The following is a 17,606-nucleotide window of genomic DNA, read 5'->3' as shown; positions in this document are numbered from 1 at the left end:
ACTATTCCTTGGCGATCGGACCGACGAAATTGGTGTCGAAGCTCGGACCCAGCTTGAAGTCCTTCAGGTTCTTGCGGTAGCCGGCCACTTCGGTCTGCTGGAAGATGAAGACGAAGGGGCTATTGGCCAGATATTTCTTCTGGATATCCTGATATATGGCGGCGCGCTTGGCGGCATCGCGTTCCAGCAGTGCGGCCTTCGCCTGTTTGTCGAGCTCCGGCGCTTCCCAGGCATTGCGCCATGCGAGCGTCTTCACCGTGCCGGCGTCGGAATTGTCGGGATTGCCGGTAAAGGTATCGGCATTGGAATTCGGGTCGAAATAATCCGAGCCCCACTGGCCGATATACATGTCGTGGGTGCGGGCGCGGTACTTGGTCAGCGTCTGCTTGCCGTCACCCGGGATGATTTCCATCTTCACGCCGGCCTGCGCCAGCGTCTGCTGCATGGATTCGGCGATCCCGGTCACCGGCTGCGTGTTGCGCACATCCATGGTGATCGAGAAACCATCGGGCACGCCGGCCTTGGCGAGCAGTTCCTTGGCCTTGGCGACATCGAGCTTGTAGGGATTTTCGTCGAGCGCGCCGAGCTGGCCCTTCGGCAGGAAGGTCTGGTGGATTTCGCCGATCCCCTTGATCAGCGTCGCGCCGATCGCATCATAGTCGACCAGGTATTTGAAGGCTTCCTGGACCTCGGGCTTCTTCAGGTTCTCGTTCTTGTTGTTGAGGCTGACATAATAGATCGTGCCCTTCGGCGCGCTCGTCGTCGCGAGATCGGCATTTTTGGAAACGGCGTCGATGTCGCCAGGCTCGAGGTTGCGGGCGATATCGATATCGCCGGCTTCGAGCGCCAAGCGCTGGGCAGCGCTTTCCTTCATATAGCGGTAGATGACGCGGTTGAGCTTCGCCTTGTCGTCGTAATAATTGTCGTTGCGTTCCAGAACGACCACTTCGTTGGCGCGCCATTCGCGCAGCTTGTAGGCACCGGAGCCGGCATAGCCTGTTTTCAGCCATTCATTGCCGAAATCATTGTCGTATTTGTGCTCGGCATCGGGTGTCACCGCCTTCACATGCTCCATCACCAGCTTCTTGTCGACGACGGAGGCAACCGTTGCCGTCAAGCAGTTGAGCACGAAGCTCGGCGCATAGGCCTTGTCGACGGTGAAGACGAAGGTGCCGGCATCGGCCGCCTTGGCCTTTTCGGTGACGTTGTCGCCGGTCAGGCCGAACTGGGTGAGGATGAAGGCCGGGCTCTTGTCGAGCTTGACGGCGCGCTCGAACGACCACGCGACGTCCTCGGCGGTGATCGGGTTGCCGGAAGCGAATTTCATGCCGGATTTAAGCTTGAACGTATAGGTCAGACCGTCATCGGAAACGCTCCAGCTCTCGGCCAGATCACCCTTCACCTTGGACGTGTCCTCCATGTCGAGACGGACGAGCAGGCTGTAGCTGTTGCTGGTGACTTCGGCGGTCGAAAGCTCGAACGCCTCGCCCGGATCCATCGTGATGATGTCGTCGATGGCAAAGCCCTCGACCAGCGTATCCTTGGGTGTCTCGGCGAAGGCGGCGGGTGCTGTCATCATCAGCAGCGAAAGAGCAGCCCCCGTGGAAAGCATGCGGAAATTGCGGCTGAGCTTGGTCATCATCATGGTCAGTTCCCCCTGTTTTGATTGATTACGAAGCGTTTTGTCGGTCCTGCCTCATTAAAACTATTGCCCATTCCTGGCACGTCCAGAGGTGCGCAACGCTTTAGGCGTCGTCCTCCCGCCAGGCTTGTGCGAGGATGCGAAGCCAATTTTCACGGGCAAGTTTCGTGAGATCGGCCTCACCATAACCAACCTCCCTGAGAGCGGCAATCAGCTTCTGATTGCCGCTGGCATCGCCGATTTCCTCAGGAATTGTGGCCCCGTCGAAGTCCGATCCGAGGCCCACGCAATCGATGCCGATGCGGTTCACCAGATAGTCGATATGGCGGATCATGTCGGCAAGCGGTGTATCGCTATCCGAGCGGCCGTCGGGACGCAGCATGGCGGTGGCATAATTGATGCCGACGAGCCCGCGGCTTTCGCGGATCGCATCGAGCTGCCTGTCGGTCAGATTGCGCGCGACCGGCGTCAATGCGTGGGCATTGGAATGGCTGGAGACCAGCGGCTGGTCGGTCGTCTTCGCCACGTCCCAAAAGCCCTTTTCGGTGATATGGGCCAGGTCGACCACGATGCCGAGACGATTGCATTCCCTGACCAGCGCGAAGCCGGCATCGGTAAGACCGGGCGCCGTGTCCGGCGACATGGGGAAGGCGAAGGGCACGCCGTAACCGAAGACATTGTGCCGGCTCCAGACCGGCCCGAGCGACCGCAGCCCGGCTGCGTAGAACACCTCGAGCGCCGCAAGATCGGCGCCGATAGCCTCGCAGCCTTCCATATGCAGGACGGCGGCAAAAATATTGTCGGCCATGGCGCCGCAGATATCTTTTACCGTCCGGCAGAGCCGCCAGGCGCCGGCCTGGTCGAGCCGCAGCGCGATCGCGGCCATTTCAGTGGCAATGGCAAGGGAAGGGAGCGGATCGAGAGGGGCCGCCATCGGCGTGATATAACGGCCTTCGGCATCCGGATCGGCAAAGACCAGATCGCCGGAGGGAATATAGATGGCGCAAAGACCGCCTGAAAGGCCACCCTCCCTGGCCCGGCGCGCATCGATATGCCCGACCGTCGTGCCGTCTGCAAATTCCGCGATCGGATCGCTGCCGTCTTTTGAATGTGTCCAGAGTCGAAGGAGAACGTCGTTGTGGCCGTCAAATACGAATTGCATCTGTCTTCCTGCGCTGCCCGAGCGGGAAGACCAGAATAGAAAAGCTGACGGAATTCGCCACCTCTTTTTTATAAATCCGTTCTCGCGCTCTAAAAACGGAACGGGGGCCGAAGCCCCCGCGAAAACAATTCGGATCGCACTATCTGAGATCAGTGCTTGCGGCGCTTCTTTTGGCGGTAGACGTCGATGACCACAGCCGCGACGATGATCAGACCTTTGACGATCTCCTGGTAATAGGCGTCGATCCTAAGGAAGGTGAAACCTGATGTCATGACCCCGAGGATGATGGTGCCGATGACGGTGCCGGTGATGCGCCCGACGCCGCCGGTGAGCGAAGTGCCGCCGATGACGGTCGCGGCGATCGCATCGAGTTCATATCCGACGCCCATGCTGGCCTGCGCGGTTTCGGCGCGTGCCGCCGTGACGATGCCGGCCAAGCCGGCCAGCAATCCGGCGATCACATAGACCTTGACGAGATGCGCCTCGATGTTGATGCCGGAAACGCGTGCCGCCTGCGGGTTGGCGCCGATGGCATAGGTGAACTTGCCGTAACGGGTGTAGCGCAGCGCGATGTGAAAGATCAGCGCAACGACCAGGAAGACGACGACCGGCCACGCCTTGGTGCCGATGAAGTGAAACTGCTCGGTGATCCCGGAAACCGGCTGTCCCTTCGTATACCACTTCGCGACACCGCGGGCCGAAACGAACATGCCGAGCGTTGCAATGAACGGCGGGATTTTCGTGTAGGCGATGAGCGCGCCGTTGGCGAGACCGGCGGCCGCCCCGATCAGCAGCCCGATCATGATCGGCACGAAAGCCGGCAGGTCGGTCAGTGACGGAAAGACCGCCCGTCCCCAGGTCGACGATTGGGCGAAGCTCGTGGCGATCATCGCCGTCATGCCGACGACCGAGCCGGATGACAGGTCGATACCGCCGGTGATGATGACCTGGGTGACGCCGACGGCGATGATGCCGATGACGGAGACCTGCAGGATCATGATCGTCAGGCGCTGCGAATTCATCAGGAAGCTTTGGCCGATGAACATCCAGCCGAGCGCTTCATAGATGAGCGCGATGCCGACAAGCACGAGGAAAATGCTGAGCTCGGTCGGCAAACGCCGCCGCCGTTGCCGGGTTGCGAGCGGAGCCGCGCCCTCTGCTGCCTTGGTACTCATGTCAAACCTCCCTTGGGCGATGACGGACGGCGCATCACTGCGCAGCCAGCTCCATCACCTTGATCTGCGTTGCTTCATCGCGATTGAGGAAACCGGTCACGCGTCCCTCATGCATGACCATGATGCGGTCGCTCATCCCGAGAACCTCGGGCATCTCGGATGAGATCATGATAACCGCCACGCCGTTTCGCGCCATTTCGGTCACCAGCCGGTGGATTTCCGCCTTGGCGCCGACATCGATGCCGCGCGTCGGCTCGTCGAGGATGAGGATCCGCGGATTGGTGAGCAGCCAGCGCCCGATCAGCACCTTCTGCTGATTGCCGCCCGAAAGATTCTCCACCCGCTCGTAGAGATTGGGGGTTTTCACCCGCAGCTTTTTTGCCATGTCTTCGCAGGTCGCCTCGATGGCACCCTGCTGCACGAAGCCGCCCTTGACGTATCTGTCCTGCAGCACGGCGATCTGCATGTTCTCGAGAATATCGAGGATCAGCAGACAGCCGGTATCCTTGCGGTCCTCGGTCAGGAACGCCATCTGGTGGCGGATGGCCTCGGTCGGCGAAGAAATCGTCACCGGCTTGCCGTAGAGCTCGATCGAGCCGGAGCTTGCCGGCGTCACGCCAAACAGCGTTTCGGCGACATTCGACCGCCCAGAACCGACCAGGCCGGCCACGCCGAGGATCTCGCCCGCCCGCACCTCGAAGGAGACGTTCTTGAAGACACCGTTGAGGCAAAGATCCTTGACCGAGAGCATGACCTCGCCGATCGGCACCTCTTCCTTGGGGAACATCTGGGTGATCTCGCGCCCGACCATCATGCGGATGATGTCGTCGCGGGTCACATCGGTGGAGGCATGCGTGCCGATATAACGGCCGTCACGAAAGACGGAGAACTCGTCGGCGATCTCGAAAAGCTCGTTCATCTTGTGGGTGATGTAGACGATGCCGATGCCCTGCGCCCTGAGGTCGCGGATAATGCGAAAGAGGTGCTCGACCTCGCGCTCGGTCAGCGCCGAAGTCGGCTCGTCCATGATCAGCACGTCGGAATTATAGGAAACCGCCTTGGCGATCTCGACCATCTGCCGGTTGGCGACCGACAGGTACCGGACCTCGATATCGGGATCGATGTCGATATTCAGCCGGGCAAACAGCTCTTCGGTCATGCGATGCATGACGCCGTGATCGACGAAGCCGAAGCGGTTCTTCGGTTCGCGGCGGATCCAGATATTTTCGGCGACCGTCATGAACGGCATCAAGTTCAGTTCCTGATGAATCATGGCAATGCCGTTCTCCAGCGCGTCGAGCGGAGATTTCAGCTGGATCTCTATGCCTTTCAGGCGGATATCGCCTTTATCGGGTATGTAGATGCCGGCGAGGATCTTCATCAGCGTCGATTTGCCGGCGCCGTTTTCGCCCATCAGCGCATGCACGGAGGCGCGCTTCAGCCGGAACTGCACGTCGTCGAGGGCGACGACACCGGGAAATTCCTTGCGAACGCCCTCGGCGCTCAACAGATATTCCGCATTCGGGACTGCGCCGCTCGCGCGCACGGCGGCCATGGTTGTCGGGCTGACGGCCATATCATCTCCTCCGGACAGGCGAAAAGGATGCGGGCAAAGCCCGCATCCGGTTTGGCGTTCGCCTCAGTTCTTGGTGACGAAGTCCTTGACGTTTTCAGGCGTGACGAGCTGGAAGGGAATATAAACCTTCTTCTCGGTCTTTTCGCCCTTGGCGAGCTTGAGCGCCGTGTCGAGCGAACCCTTGCCCTGGCCGGCGGCATCCTGGAACACCGTGACGTCGAGATCGCCTGCCTGCATGGCGGCAAGCGCGTCCTGCGTGGCGTCGACACCACCGACGACGACCTTGGTCATGTCCTTGCCGGCTGCCTTCAGCGCCTGGATGGCGCCGATCGCCATTTCGTCGTTGTTGGAGATGACGGCGTCGAATTCGATGCCGCTGGAGAGCCAGTTGGTCATCAGGTCGGCGCCTTGGGTACGATCCCAGTTGGCCGTCTGCTCTTCGACGATCTCTAGGCCCTTGCATTCATCGGTCTTGATGACGTCATGGACGTCCTGGGTGCGCATGCGCGCAGCCTGGTTGGAAAGCTCGCCCATGATGACGACGGCCTTGCCCTTGCCGCCGAGAATGCGGCAGATTTCCTTGGTTTCCAGCGTGCCGGATTCCTGCTCGTTGGAGGCGACGAAGGCCTGTTTGTCCGGCAACGTGTCGACATTGACCGGCTGGCGGTTGACGTAAACCAGCGGAATGCCGGCATCGGCGGCGAGCTTCGACATTGCCGTGGTCGCGTCGGTATCGACCGGGTTGACGATGATGGCATCGACCTTGGAGGCGATGAAATTCTGGATCTGGCTCTGCTGCTTGGAAACGTCGTTCTGCGCGTCTTCGACCTGCAGGGTTACGCCGCTCAGCGTCTTGGCATAATCGGTCATGCCGTTTCGCAGCACGGTCAGAAAGTTGTCGTCGAATTTCGCCATCGAAACGCCGACGGTTTCTGCGTGAGCGGCCGTCGACATGACGAGCGCCATCGCAGTGCCCAGGATAAACTTTTTCATTTTACTTCCTCCACAAACGGTGCCCGGCTGCACCCTCCTCACGCCGGAGCCCCAGGCATTTGCCCTGGAGCCGCAATTTCCTGCCGCCTCTCCTGCGGCGCTCCGTGCAAAACGGAACAAACAAACCGTAAAATTTGCTCTTCGGAATATTCATTCCATTTTCTGGGAACGGCGTCAAGCCTCTTTCGCGGCGACGAGATCGGGAAGAAGACGCAAGGCCGCGCACGTCGCGATCACCGCCTGCATTGCCTCTGTTGTGAAAGACCAAGACCGCCTCCATCTATGGAGATCGAAGGCGGGACCGCGGCCGCAGGCGTCTTCGATTTCTCGACGCGGCCAGTCATTTAATGATTTTGGAGACAGGACAAATGTCCATTTCGATCTATCGCCTCACCGTTCCGATGTTCCAGCGCGGCCTCGCCAGCCTGAAAACCTATCTCGACAAGGCGGAAGCCTATGCGAAGGAAAAGAACATCGATCCCGCCGTCTTGGTCGCCGCGCGTCTCGCGCCCGACATGCTGCCGCTCTCCGGCCAGTATCAGCGCGCCAGCGACAGCGCCAAATTCACCCTCTCTAGGCTGACCGCCACCGACGCCCCGAAATTCGAGGACAATGAGAGGACGTTCGACGAACTGCGCGAGCGTCTGGCCAAGACCGAAGCCTATCTCGCCGGCTTCTCTGAGGAAGCGCTGGAGGGCACGGAAGCGCGGGAAATCACCCTGCCGGGCAAGAGCGGCATCGTGCTTCCGGGCGTCGACTATGTCACCGCCTTCGCCCTACCGAACTTCTATTTCCACGTCACTACCGCCCACGCCATCCTGCGCAACCAGGGTGCGCCGATCGGCAAGCGCGATTATCTCGGGTAAAAGGCATCAGGGCCGGCGCGTCACCGGCCCTTTTTCCGTCAGCTCGGTATAGGCGAGCGTCTGATCGAGGTGCCGCGCCCTCAGCGACAGCAGCTTTTCGGCATACTCGAGCCGGATCGCCGCATAGGCGGGATCGGCCGCGACATTCTTAAGCTCCATCGGATCGTCGCCGAGATTGAAGAGCAACGGCGGCAAGGCGGAAAAATGCACATATTTGAACCGCGCGTCGCGGATCACCGCGAGATTGCACTCGTTCGACCTGAGCCCGAAATACCGCTCCGTCTCGCCGCCGGCGATATCGCGGAAATCGAATTCCCAGAATGCCGCATCCCGCCAGCCGTCCACGCTACCGCCCTCGACGAAAGGCATGAGCGATCGGCCGTCGAGCCCGTTCTGCGCCTCGATGCCTAGCCTTTGACAGAGGGTCGGAAAAACATCCGCAGCGCTGGTGAAATCGTCGACGACCCCGGCCGCCGCCCCGCTTGCGGGATCGCGAATGACAAGCGGAATATGGTAGCTGCCGTCGAAGAAGCCGCCCTTCCCCAGCGTCCAGTGATCGCCCGCCATCTCGGCGTGATCCGAGGTGAAGACGATAAGCGTATCGTCCCAAGCGCCGGCATCCTGCAGCGCCTGCCAGATCCGGCCGAGCTGCGCATCGACCTCTGCTATCATGCCGTAATAGATCGCCCGGATCGCCGCGAAATCCTCGCCGTTCCAATCGCTGAGCGGCCCCGTCGCGCCGTGGATGAAACTGCCCTTGCCGGTGCGCGGCATCGCATAGGCGAGATAGGGATGACGCGCCTCTTCCGCTTGGGCGTTTGCCGCTCGCGCAAAAGCCGGCCCCTCGCCCGGCGTGAACATCCGGTTGAATGGCTCCGGCACCGAAAAGGGCGGATGCGGGCGCAGGAAAGAGACATGCGCAAACCACGGCCTGTCCTGCTCACCCAGCCAGCGGATGAACTCGCCGGCGAGGAACGCCGTCTGGGTCTCGTCGCTGGAATAGGCCGGCGCCGCATCGGAAATGTCGCCGGCTGCAGCGCCGACGGGAATATGGATGTCGCGGCTGACGGCGTCCCGATGACCGCGGGATCGGAGCCAGGAGAGCCACTGCCTTTCATGCTCCGGCAGAAGCTGGCGTGAAGTAAAGCCTGGCAACACGCCTTCATAACTCGTCAGATGCGCATCATTGGCATCCATGCCACGCGGATCGGGCGCCGTGTCCGTATAGCCGAACAGCGTCGGGTCGTATCCCGCCCGCCGGGCGGCCAGCGCCAGATTGTCGAAGCGGGCATCAAGCGGCGAACCATTGCGGCAGACGCGATGGTTCATCTGGTAGAGGCCGGAATAGAGTGTGGCCCGCGCCGGCGAGCAGGGCGCCGCCCCGGCATAGTGCCGCCGGAACAGCGTGCCCTGGCGCGCCAGCGCATCGACATTGGGCGTTTTCACGCAAGGATGACCGACGACCGACAGGCAATCGCCACGCCACTGGTCCGCCGTGATCAGCAGGATGTTCGGCCTAGCGCCCTTCTCAATTCCGGGCTCAATGCTGGTTGGTTTTGGCATGCCAGTTCCAGGCGGAACGGATGATCTGATTGAGATCATACTGCGGCACCCAGCCGAGCACGTCGCGCGCCTTGTCGTTATTGGCGACCAGCGTATGCGAATCGCCTTCGCGTCGGCCGATATATTCGACCGGGAAAGGCCGGTTCGACACATCCTCGATCGCGCCGAGCAATTCCCTGACCGTGGTGCCGGTGCCGGTGCCGAGGTTGAGCGCGACGGACTCTCCGCCCTTCAGCAGATATTCGACGGCGCGCACATGCGCATCGGCAAGATCCAGCACATGGATATAGTCGCGCACGCAGGTGCCGTCGCGCGTCTCATAATCGCTGCCGAACACCTTGAAGCCTTGGCGGCGGCCGAGTGCCGCGTCGATCGCCAGCGGGATCGCATGCGTCTCCGGCTGGTGCCATTCGCCGATCCGGCCTTCGAAATCAGCGCCGGCGGCATTGAAATAGCGCAGCACCACCGAGCGCAGGCTCTTGTACTGGTCGTAATCGGCAAGCGCCTGTTCGACGATATATTTCGTCCGCCCGTAGGGATTGATCGGCACCTGCCGATGCGTCTCGTCGAGCGGCACGCTCTGCGGCAGGCCGTAGGTGGCGCAGGTGGAGGAGAAGACGAAGGCATTGATGCCGGCCGCCTGCGCCGCCGAAAGCAGCGTCAACGTGCCGATCACATTGTTCTCGTAGAAGGAAACCGGATCCTTGACCGATTCGCCGACCTCGATCAGTGCTGCAAAATGCAGGATCGCTGCCGGCTTGTGCTTGGCGAGCACCTCGTCCAGCCGGGGGCGATCGCGAATATCGCCTTCCTCGGCCGGCCCCCATTTGACGAACTCGCGATGGCCGTTGGAAAAATTATCGAAGACGACAGGCTTGTAGCCCTTGTTCGCCAAGTCGAGACACGTATGCGAGCCGATATAACCGGCGCCGCCGACGACAAGAACCGTTTCACCTGCCATGCACCACCCTTATTATTAGCGAGAGATGAAAGAAACCTAGACGAGATACACGTCAATAAAAAGAAGGAATTACGATCGGCGTGAACGGACAATACGTCAAATGCCGAACTGCCCCGGCCCTATATGATTTGGCCCGAACCGCCAACCTTCGCGAATTATTCGCGTGATTTGCATAGCCGCCCGCTCTAAGGGGCGTTCACCACCATGATGCAACGGACCGCGGCAATCGGACAGGGGAGCGCGCGAATGAGGAAGGCATTGGTCGTTTGGGGCGGCTGGCAGGGCCATGAGCCGGAGCAATGCGCTCATATCGTCGCCGATCTCTTGCGCGAGGACGATTTTACGGTCGAGGTCACCGGCGATCTCGGCATATTCGGATCGCCGACGCTTGCCAAAGCCGATTTGCTGGTGCCGATCATCACCGGCGAAACGCTGGAAAAACCCCACGCTAGCGCCTTGGTCGGAGCCGTTCGCGGCGGGCTGGGGCTTGCCGGCCATCACGGCGCGCTCGCCACCTCCTTCAAGGAAAGCGCGCCTTTCCGCTATGTCTCCGGCGTCACCTGGGTCGCTCATCCCGGCAACATCATCGACTTCCGCGTCGCCGTCACCCGCCAGGACGATCCGGTCATGGACGGCATTCCCGATTTCGACTACCGGTCGGAGCAATATTATCTGCATTATGATCCGACAGTCGAAATCCTGGCGACCACCACCTTCACCGGCGCCTATGATCCGGCAGCCCGCAATGTCGTGATGCCGGTCGCCTTCAAGCGCCATTTCGGTGCCGGCCGCATCTTCTATTCCGCCCTCGGCCATGTCGCAGCCGAATTCGACCATCCCTACATGCCCCTCATCCTGCGGCGTGGCCTGAGCTGGGCCGCACGCCAGTAGCGTCAGGGCGAGCCGCACGCCGGCGAACGCCGACCGGCGGCGACAGCCGGACGACGTCGGCCGCTAAAGAATAAGCATTTCAAGCTGGTGGGCCGCCGCGGCTGATCAGCCGGCACGGGCGACTGCTTGCCGATCACCTGCCCGCGCCATAATTTGCCCGGATGCAGGATCGCTTCTCTTTCTTCCCCGCAACCACCGACCGCCTGGCCGATATCGAAGCGGTCTTCGACGATTGCGCCGACGGCCGGAATTGTCGCTGCGCCTACTGGTATCGTCCGAATGCCGACTACAAGGCAGGATGGGGCGAGGGAAATCGCAACTGGTTCCGAAGCCTCGTCGCCGAACGGCGCCCGCCCGGTATTCTCGGTTATCACGAGAATGAACCGGCCGGATGGTGCGGTGTCGCGCCACGCGCCGTATTCGATCGGCCGCGCCGCTCAAAACCCTTTGCGCCGGTGGATGACAAGCCGGTCTGGTCGATCAATTGCTTCATCGCCCGCAAGCCGTTCCGGCGGCAGGGTCTGTCGCGATTGTTATTGAAACACGCCGTCGAATTCGCAAGCGCGAACGGCGCCGAATGTCTCGAAGCCTACCCTGTCGATCAGGCAGCCCGTGCTTCGAACGGAGCCGAGCTCTATCCGGGAACGCTGTCGATGTTTCTGGATGCCGGTTTCGTCGAGGTGGCAAGACGCCTGCCGGCAAGGCCGATCGTCCGCCTGGAATGCCGCTGAATATTTCGGCAACCCAGGGATTGAAAAATACGGCCTAGCGAGCCGCCTTGATCTGCCGGTCGTTCTCAACGGCGGGCGCCGCCTCGTCATAGATCCGCATCAGCCGCCCGGCTGCCTTCAGCTTCTCGATGAGATCGTTTCCATCAGGCGAGGCCTTCGTCAGCTCCAGTTGCTCGAACTCCCTCAGCGCCTGCGCCCAATGGCTTTCCCCACGCCCATCCGGCCTGCCTTCCGATTCCCATAGTGAATAAGCGCGCTGGCTGACCCAGGCGTCTCTATTATGACTCATAATCAACCTCAGCGAGAAATTGGAAGCAATATTCGACAGGCAACAAGGTGCCAAAACCGGCTTTAGGAGTCGTTACGAGGCAGCGTTAGTTTTTAGCTAATAGCGAGGCACAGAGGATTATCCCTGTGCACATTCCCGGACCTTGGCCTCGCACCGCCTGCAGGGTAGGGTCATCGCAGAAACGATAGCGATGACCGATGGCAGCCAAGACAACACTCAATGCGAAGAATCTTGAATCCCTTGGTGCGCATCGCCTTGCCGAGCTGCTGGTCGAGATCAGCATGGGCAGTGCTGCCCACAAGCGACGGCTTCGAATGGAGCTTGCCGGCAATCACGGCAGCGCCGAGGTCGCGCGTGAGGTACGAAAGCGGCTTGCCAGCATCGCCCGCGCTCGCACCCTCATCAACTGGCGCAAAGTGAAGGCGCTGAAGAGCGACCTGGAAACGCAGCGCAAGACGATCACAGAGACGGTTGCCGCCGATGATCCCCAGGAGGCCTTCGAACTGATATGGCAGTTCCTCGCCCTGGCGAATTCGATCTTTGAGAGATCCAACGAGAGCAGCGGTTCTGTCATCCAAAGTTTTCATCAGGCTTGCGAGGATGCTGCCGCAATCGCCGCGTCCGCCAAGATCGACTCCAATGTCCTGGCCGAGAAGGTGTTCAAAGCCGTGCAAGACGATGGTTACGGCCAGTACGACAACCTGATTGCGGCGATGGCGCCAGCTCTCGGCAAGGATGGTCTCGATTGCTTGAAGACCCTCTTCGTCCAATGGTCCAAGGAGCCGAAAGACAAGCCGGCGGAAGACGAGCGCGAGATCATCGGCTGGGGCAGCGCAGGCCCCCTTTACGAAGATGAGATCGGCGGCACGCAGCGAGATCTAACGGTGCGCATAGCCTTGCAGGAAATTGCCGACGCCCAGGGCGATGTTGATGCCTACATTGGCCAACACCCCGAGGACGCGCGCAAGGCGCCGATGATAGCTGCCGACATCGCCAATCGTCTGCTCTCGGCCGGTCGGGCGAAGGAAGCGCTTGAGACGTTGGATGAGGCCGACAGGAGAGGCTGGGCCGACATGCCATTCGAATGGCAGCGCGCGCGCGTTGAGACGCTCGAGGCCCTGGGGCGTGCAGCGGAGGCACAGACCTATAGATGGACATGTTTCGAGCAGTCGCTGCATAGCGAGCACCTCAAGGCTTTCCTCAGGCGGCTGCCTGATTTCGACGATCTTGAGGCCGAGGAGAAGGCATTTGTCCATGCCCGGGCTTTTCCTGACGTCCACCAGGCACTTGCGTTTTTTCTCAATTGGCCGACGCCTGCCGAGGCGGCAAAACTTGTAGTGAGCAGAAAGGCGGAACTGGATGGCAATCTCTATGAGCTGATGACGCTGGCGGCCGAAGCTCTGGCGGAGAAACATCCGCTCGCGGCAACCATTGTCTTGCGCTCCATTATCGATTTCGCGCTAGATAGCGGCCGGTCCGGCCGCTATAAGCATGCGGCGAGGCATCTGGCGGACTGTGCATCCTTTGCGCCTCATATCGATGATTTCGGCAACACCAGGTCCCATGACGTCTATGTCGCGGAACTCAAACGTCGGCACGGCAAGACGCATGGCTTCTGGAGCCTGGTGACCTAAGTTGCTCCGGATACTTTACCTCAGAGAGGAATTCCATGACGACCACTTCCTGGCACGCCGATCCGCTGACTTGGGGCACTGGATCCCGCATCTTCGAAGCCTTTCTGGAGCCGACTTGCCCTTACTCGGTCAGAGCGTTCAACAAGTTCGAAGAACTGCTGAGCCAGGCGGGCGAAGACAGGATCACCGTGAAGATCCGCCTGCAGTCGCAGCCCTGGCATATGTATTCGGGTGTCCTCGTCCGCTGCATCATCGCAGCCTCAACGTTGGAAGGTGGCAAGCAGACAGCAAAGAAGGTGATGGCCGCCATCGCGGCTCACCGGGAGGAATTCGAATTCGAGCGCCATGCCGGCGGCCCGAATATGGATGTGACGCCGAACCAGATCATCGAGCGCCTGGAACGCTACAGCGGCGTCAAGCTGAAAGAAGCCTTCGCAATCCCGGATCTCGACCGGGAGATCAAGTGGCACTGCAAATATGCCCGGCAAAACGGCATCCACGTCTCGCCGACCTTCATGATCGATGGGCTGGTGCAGGCAGATATGAGCAGCGGTGATGAGGTTGGCACCTGGGTGAAGAAGGTGCTGGGTACCTGACGAGATACCGCACCAAGAGCCACCCCGTATATTTGTCTCCTGCCTGTTTCGCTCAATGCATATCGGGCAGAATCAGCGCAAGCAAAGCGCGATGTTTGATTCGGGAGCGGCTCTCGTGCGGCCTTGGAATGCATGCGATTCTGAGCGCCGGTCACGGCAATCTCCCGGTAATCTCAAAACGTTAATAATCCCGGGACATTCATGGCGGAGAGGGTGGGATTTGAACCCACGATACCCTTGCAGGTATGCCGCATTTCGAGTGCGGTGCATTCGACCACTCTGCCACCTCTCCGCGGTCAGGTCGGCGCTTGTTCGGCGCGGGCGTTCTCATAACGAGCCTGTGACGGGTTGGCAAGCCGAAAAGTCGAAGCATTCCATCCTTTTGCCTTGACACTTTTTTGTCACTCGCGTATTTCGGCTGCGCAATAGGTTCGGAGTAATCCGTGCCTTGCCAGTCCCGCGCTCGCGTGGGGCGTTTCACCGGCAGGAAGAGCTCGAGGCCAGCCCTCTGAAATCCCTGCTTAACTTCGACTGATAAAAAGACGGCCACCCTGCTGATCGGCGGGGAGAGCTGGAACGAACATGAAAGGATAAAAAATGTTCGCAGTCATCAAGACCGGCGGTAAACAGTACCGTGTGGCAGCCAACGACGTGCTGACCATCGAAAAGCTGGAAGCCACCGCTGGCGACTCCATTGAATTCACCGAAGTGCTCGTGATCGGCGAAGGCGCCGACGCTGCGATCGGTGCGCCCTTCGTCACCGGCGCCTCTGTCAAGGCAGAAGTCGTCGAACAGAACCGCGGCAAGAAGGTCATTGCCTTCAAGAAGCGCCGCCGTCAGAATTCGAAGCGTTCGCGCGGCCATCGTCAGCATCACACGGTCGTCCGTATCACGGACATCGTGGCTGCCAAGTAAGATCAACGGGACAAGGTTTAAAGGAGAACTCCAATGGCACACAAAAAAGCTGGCGGTTCCTCGCGCAACGGTCGCGATTCCGAATCCAAGCGCCTTGGCGTGAAGAAGTTCGGCGGCGAAGCCGTCATCGCAGGCAACATCCTCGTGCGTCAGCGCGGGACGCAGTGGCATCCGGGTTCCAACGTCGGCCTCGGCAAGGATCACACGATTTTTGCGCTTACCGCCGGCAATGTGAACTACCGAACCAAGGCCAACGGTCGCGTCTACGTGTCTGTCATGCCGAAAGCGGAAGCAGCGGAATAAGCCGGTAGCGCTCTAAAACAGCCGGCGTCTCATCGACCCGGCTGGCCGTACCAGGTTCAGTCCAGAAAACAGGGGAGATGGGGCGCCATCTCCCCTTTTTCTTTGTCCAAACAGGAGGACTGAACATGCAAGGCGAATTGTTAAGGGTTGACCAATCTCGGTCGCCCCGGGAAGGCCAGGTGGCTTCCCAAGAACGGCTGAGGCCGGAGCGGTTAAGGACCGATTGCCCTGTCTTGTTATCGGAAAGGCTCGTCATGCGCGCGCCCCACGAAGAAGACATCGACGCCCTTGCCCATCTCGCCAATAACGCCAAAGTCGCCACCATGGTATCGCGTATGCCGCACCCTTATACCGCCGATGATGCTGCCGACTTCGTGCGTCGCACGAAAAATGGCGAGATTGGCAAGTGCGTCTATGCAATCACCAAAGCCGAAAACGGCGCCTTTATCGGCTGCTGCGGTGTCGAGCCGCATGCCGACGGCAGGACCGTCGAGATCGGCTACTGGCTGGGCGAGCCCTATTGGAACAAGGGTTATACCACCGAGGCCTGCCATGCCCTGGTCGATATGGTGTTCAGAACACGCCAGGATATCGACCAGATCGACGCCCGCTGCCGGGTGATGAACGTCGCCTCGCGCCGCGTCATCCAGAAGTGCGGCTTCCAGTTCCAGGGATCGGGGCTTGCCGCTTCGCTGGCGCTCGGCAGCAACGTGCCGGTGGAATGGTACAGGCTCGACCGCAAGACCTGGATGTCGCTCCGAAGCTGGGGGAACATCGCATGAGCACGACCGCGCTGCAAAGGCCGGAGACAAAGCCGATGATGCCAGGCCCCGCGCCTGTCATCTCGACCGCCCGGCTGACGCTCCGCCCCCACAGGCTGAGCGATGCGCCAGCGATTGCGGAATCGCTTTCCGATTTCGCCGTCACGCGCATGCTGTCCCGCGTGCCCGCGCCGTTCGACCGGCAGGATGCACTGGACTGGCTGGTTCCGGTCACCTCGGGCGCCTTGCCGGACTGGCCGTTGGCGATCACCGGCAAGGACGATGTCCATATCGGCAACGTCTCGATCGAGCTGCGCCACGGCCGCTGGCACCTCGGCTATTGGCTGAACCGCTATTACTGGCGGCGCGGCTATATGAGCGAGGCGGTGGCTGGGATTATCGAGCGCTTTTCGCGCCGCATGCCGGAGACGCCGATCCATTCCGGCGTCTTCGCCGACAACCCGGCTTCGCTGCGGCTGCAGGAGAAGCTCGGTTTCCGCATGACCGGTTGCGGCGAAATCTATTGTTTCGCCCGCAACACCATGGTCTCGCACATCGAAACCGTGCTGCAGCCGGGCATGCTGCAGCCGCGCAAGGTGGCGTAATCACAAAGGAGATGCCGCCGCCCGCGGCGGCGTCTCCGTCAATTGCCGATCTCGACCCATAGGGGAAAATGATCAGAGCCGACGGATTGCGTATCGATCCGGGCGGATTTCAACCGGCCCTCGAGGCCGCAACTGACGAAGCAATAATCGAGATGCATGCGTTCGCCGTGATCTTCGGGATTCATCCAGCTGTAGCTCTCCGGGCGGTAAGCTTTGAGCGCCGCAAAGGCGTCGACCGGCGTGCCGATCCTGGAGATACGGCCGTAATATCCGCCGCCGGCGCCGGCAAGTGCGCAATATTCCGGCGATTCCGGCTCCATGTTAAAATCGCCCATGACGACGTAATCCTCCGGCAGCGGCGGCTCCGGCAGATCGAATTCGCTACCCCCCGTCAGCGACCCGCCCTCCTGGACGAAAGCGTTGATATGCGCGTTCAGAAATTGCAGCTGGCGAATGCGCTCGTCGGGAGAGACATGGTCGAGATGAACGGAATAGGCGCGGATCGCCCCGCCCGGTACCGCGATCACCGCCTCGGTCGCGCCGCGCTGCAGGTTGATCTTGCCGATCGTGCGGCTGCGCGGCAAAAGCAGCGTCCGGGTCGAAAGGATCGGCCAGCGCGACAGCACCATATTGCCGAACTGGAAGCGGGTGCCCCGCACCGGCTGACGACCACCGCTATCCGCCTCGACATGGATGTCGCAGGCCGGCCCATACACCCAGAAATAGTCGGGAAAGCAGGCTGCAAAGTCGGCCGCCATGTCGGCAAAACCGTTGCGCGAGAAGCCGCGGGTCACCTCCTGCAGTGCGATAACATCGGCGCCCTCAAGGCTCCGGGCAATGCGCGCGAGATCGTATCTGCCGTCAAGACCGAAGCCGTACTGTATGTTATAGCTCGCAAAATTCACGATAATCTTTGACCTCCGTCGGAACCGCCTATATCGAA

The 17,606-nt window shown here is 60.7% G+C and carries 18 protein-coding genes and 1 tRNA gene; 9 read left to right on the top strand and 10 right to left on the bottom strand.

From position 1 onward, the window contains the following. Position 1: 1 nt before the first annotated feature. From FHX03_RS22000 to FHX03_RS21980, 5 genes are all read right to left on the bottom strand, one after another. Positions 2 to 1,645 (bottom strand): ABC transporter substrate-binding protein, encoded by a 1,644-nt coding sequence (locus FHX03_RS22000; RefSeq protein WP_183855446.1) that lies wholly within the window; start codon positions 1,643 to 1,645, stop codon positions 2 to 4. A 100-nt stretch (positions 1,646 to 1,745) separates the two neighbouring features. Beyond that, positions 1,746 to 2,804 (bottom strand): dipeptidase, encoded by a 1,059-nt coding sequence (locus FHX03_RS21995; RefSeq protein WP_183855444.1) that lies wholly within the window; start codon positions 2,802 to 2,804, stop codon positions 1,746 to 1,748. Between the two features lie 149 nt (positions 2,805 to 2,953). Beyond that, positions 2,954 to 3,979 carry an ABC transporter permease gene (locus FHX03_RS21990; RefSeq protein ID WP_049733299.1) on the bottom strand — a complete coding sequence of 342 codons (1,026 nt, stop codon included), beginning with the start codon at positions 3,977 to 3,979 and terminating at the stop codon, positions 2,954 to 2,956. Positions 3,980 to 4,013: 34 nt separating this feature from the next. Then, positions 4,014 to 5,555: a sugar ABC transporter ATP-binding protein gene (locus FHX03_RS21985; RefSeq protein WP_085743472.1), complete on the bottom strand. Its 1,542-nt coding sequence runs from the start codon at positions 5,553 to 5,555 to the stop codon at positions 4,014 to 4,016. A gap of 63 nt (positions 5,556 to 5,618) precedes the next feature. Then, the gene (locus FHX03_RS21980) at positions 5,619 to 6,548 is read right to left on the bottom strand and encodes a sugar ABC transporter substrate-binding protein (RefSeq protein WP_088936927.1); all 930 of its coding nucleotides are present in this window, start codon (positions 6,546 to 6,548) and stop codon (positions 5,619 to 5,621) included. 368 nt (positions 6,549 to 6,916) lie between these two features. Between FHX03_RS21980 and FHX03_RS21975 the strand changes: the two genes are divergently transcribed. After that, a complete protein-coding gene (locus FHX03_RS21975) occupies positions 6,917 to 7,414 on the top strand; it encodes a DUF1993 family protein (protein WP_183855442.1) in 498 nt (165 codons plus the stop codon). 6 nt (positions 7,415 to 7,420) lie between these two features. On the opposite strand, the gene FHX03_RS21970 is transcribed toward FHX03_RS21975, so the two are convergent. After that, entirely contained in the window at positions 7,421 to 8,977 is a 1,557-nt protein-coding gene (locus FHX03_RS21970; RefSeq protein WP_183855441.1) for an alkaline phosphatase family protein, read from the bottom strand. Next, entirely contained in the window at positions 8,955 to 9,938 is a 984-nt protein-coding gene (gene galE / locus FHX03_RS21965; RefSeq protein WP_097625038.1) for a UDP-glucose 4-epimerase GalE, read from the bottom strand. Before galE ends, FHX03_RS21970 begins: the two co-directional genes overlap by 23 nt. A gap of 246 nt (positions 9,939 to 10,184) precedes the next feature. Here galE and FHX03_RS21960 point away from each other — a divergent pair, with 246 nt between their 5' ends. Next, the gene (locus tag FHX03_RS21960) at positions 10,185 to 10,829 is read left to right on the top strand and encodes a ThuA domain-containing protein (RefSeq protein WP_183855439.1); all 645 of its coding nucleotides are present in this window, start codon (positions 10,185 to 10,187) and stop codon (positions 10,827 to 10,829) included. 161 nt (positions 10,830 to 10,990) lie between these two features. Next, positions 10,991 to 11,560, top strand: a complete 570-nt coding sequence (locus tag FHX03_RS21955) for a GNAT family N-acetyltransferase (protein ID WP_183855437.1) — start codon at positions 10,991 to 10,993, stop codon at positions 11,558 to 11,560. 34 nt (positions 11,561 to 11,594) lie between these two features. Here FHX03_RS21955 and FHX03_RS21950 read toward each other — a convergent pair whose 3' ends face one another. Next, positions 11,595 to 11,849 carry a DUF2934 domain-containing protein gene (locus tag FHX03_RS21950; RefSeq protein WP_183855435.1) on the bottom strand — a complete coding sequence of 85 codons (255 nt, stop codon included), beginning with the start codon at positions 11,847 to 11,849 and terminating at the stop codon, positions 11,595 to 11,597. A 197-nt stretch (positions 11,850 to 12,046) separates the two neighbouring features. On the opposite strand from FHX03_RS21950, the gene FHX03_RS21945 reads away from it, so the two are divergent. Next, positions 12,047 to 13,483, top strand: a complete 1,437-nt coding sequence (locus tag FHX03_RS21945; RefSeq protein WP_183855433.1) for a DUF6880 family protein — start codon at positions 12,047 to 12,049, stop codon at positions 13,481 to 13,483. 35 nt (positions 13,484 to 13,518) lie between these two features. After that, positions 13,519 to 14,079 (top strand): DsbA family protein, encoded by a 561-nt coding sequence (locus FHX03_RS21940; RefSeq protein WP_097625043.1) that lies wholly within the window; start codon positions 13,519 to 13,521, stop codon positions 14,077 to 14,079. Between the two features lie 202 nt (positions 14,080 to 14,281). On the opposite strand, the gene FHX03_RS21935 is transcribed toward FHX03_RS21940, so the two are convergent. Further along, positions 14,282 to 14,371 (bottom strand) — tRNA-Ser (locus FHX03_RS21935). A gap of 305 nt (positions 14,372 to 14,676) precedes the next feature. On the opposite strand from FHX03_RS21935, the gene rplU reads away from it, so the two are divergent. The 4 genes from rplU (at position 14,677) to FHX03_RS21915 (ending at position 16,663) form a co-directional block, all read left to right on the top strand. Beyond that, the gene (rplU, locus tag FHX03_RS21930; protein WP_003543907.1) at positions 14,677 to 14,994 is read left to right on the top strand and encodes a 50S ribosomal protein L21; all 318 of its coding nucleotides are present in this window, start codon (positions 14,677 to 14,679) and stop codon (positions 14,992 to 14,994) included. Between the two features lie 33 nt (positions 14,995 to 15,027). Then, positions 15,028 to 15,297: a 50S ribosomal protein L27 gene (gene rpmA / locus FHX03_RS21925; protein ID WP_003567620.1), complete on the top strand. Its 270-nt coding sequence runs from the start codon at positions 15,028 to 15,030 to the stop codon at positions 15,295 to 15,297. A 125-nt stretch (positions 15,298 to 15,422) separates the two neighbouring features. After that, positions 15,423 to 16,079 carry a GNAT family N-acetyltransferase gene (locus tag FHX03_RS21920; protein ID WP_097625044.1) on the top strand — a complete coding sequence of 219 codons (657 nt, stop codon included), beginning with the start codon at positions 15,423 to 15,425 and terminating at the stop codon, positions 16,077 to 16,079. After that, entirely contained in the window at positions 16,076 to 16,663 is a 588-nt protein-coding gene (locus FHX03_RS21915) for a GNAT family N-acetyltransferase (RefSeq protein WP_097625045.1), read from the top strand. Before FHX03_RS21920 ends, FHX03_RS21915 begins: the two co-directional genes overlap by 4 nt. A gap of 38 nt (positions 16,664 to 16,701) precedes the next feature. Here FHX03_RS21915 and FHX03_RS21910 read toward each other — a convergent pair whose 3' ends face one another. Then, positions 16,702 to 17,568 carry an endonuclease/exonuclease/phosphatase family protein gene (locus tag FHX03_RS21910; protein WP_183855431.1) on the bottom strand — a complete coding sequence of 289 codons (867 nt, stop codon included), beginning with the start codon at positions 17,566 to 17,568 and terminating at the stop codon, positions 16,702 to 16,704. Between the last annotated feature and the right edge of the window lie 38 nt (positions 17,569 to 17,606).

Source organism: Rhizobium sp. BK456 (assembly GCF_014194045.1).
In the GTDB taxonomy this organism is placed as follows: Bacteria; Pseudomonadota; Alphaproteobacteria; order Rhizobiales; family Rhizobiaceae; genus Rhizobium; species Rhizobium redzepovicii.
Note: the sequence above shows the minus strand (reverse complement) of the source record. Positions and strands in the feature narration are given on the sequence as shown.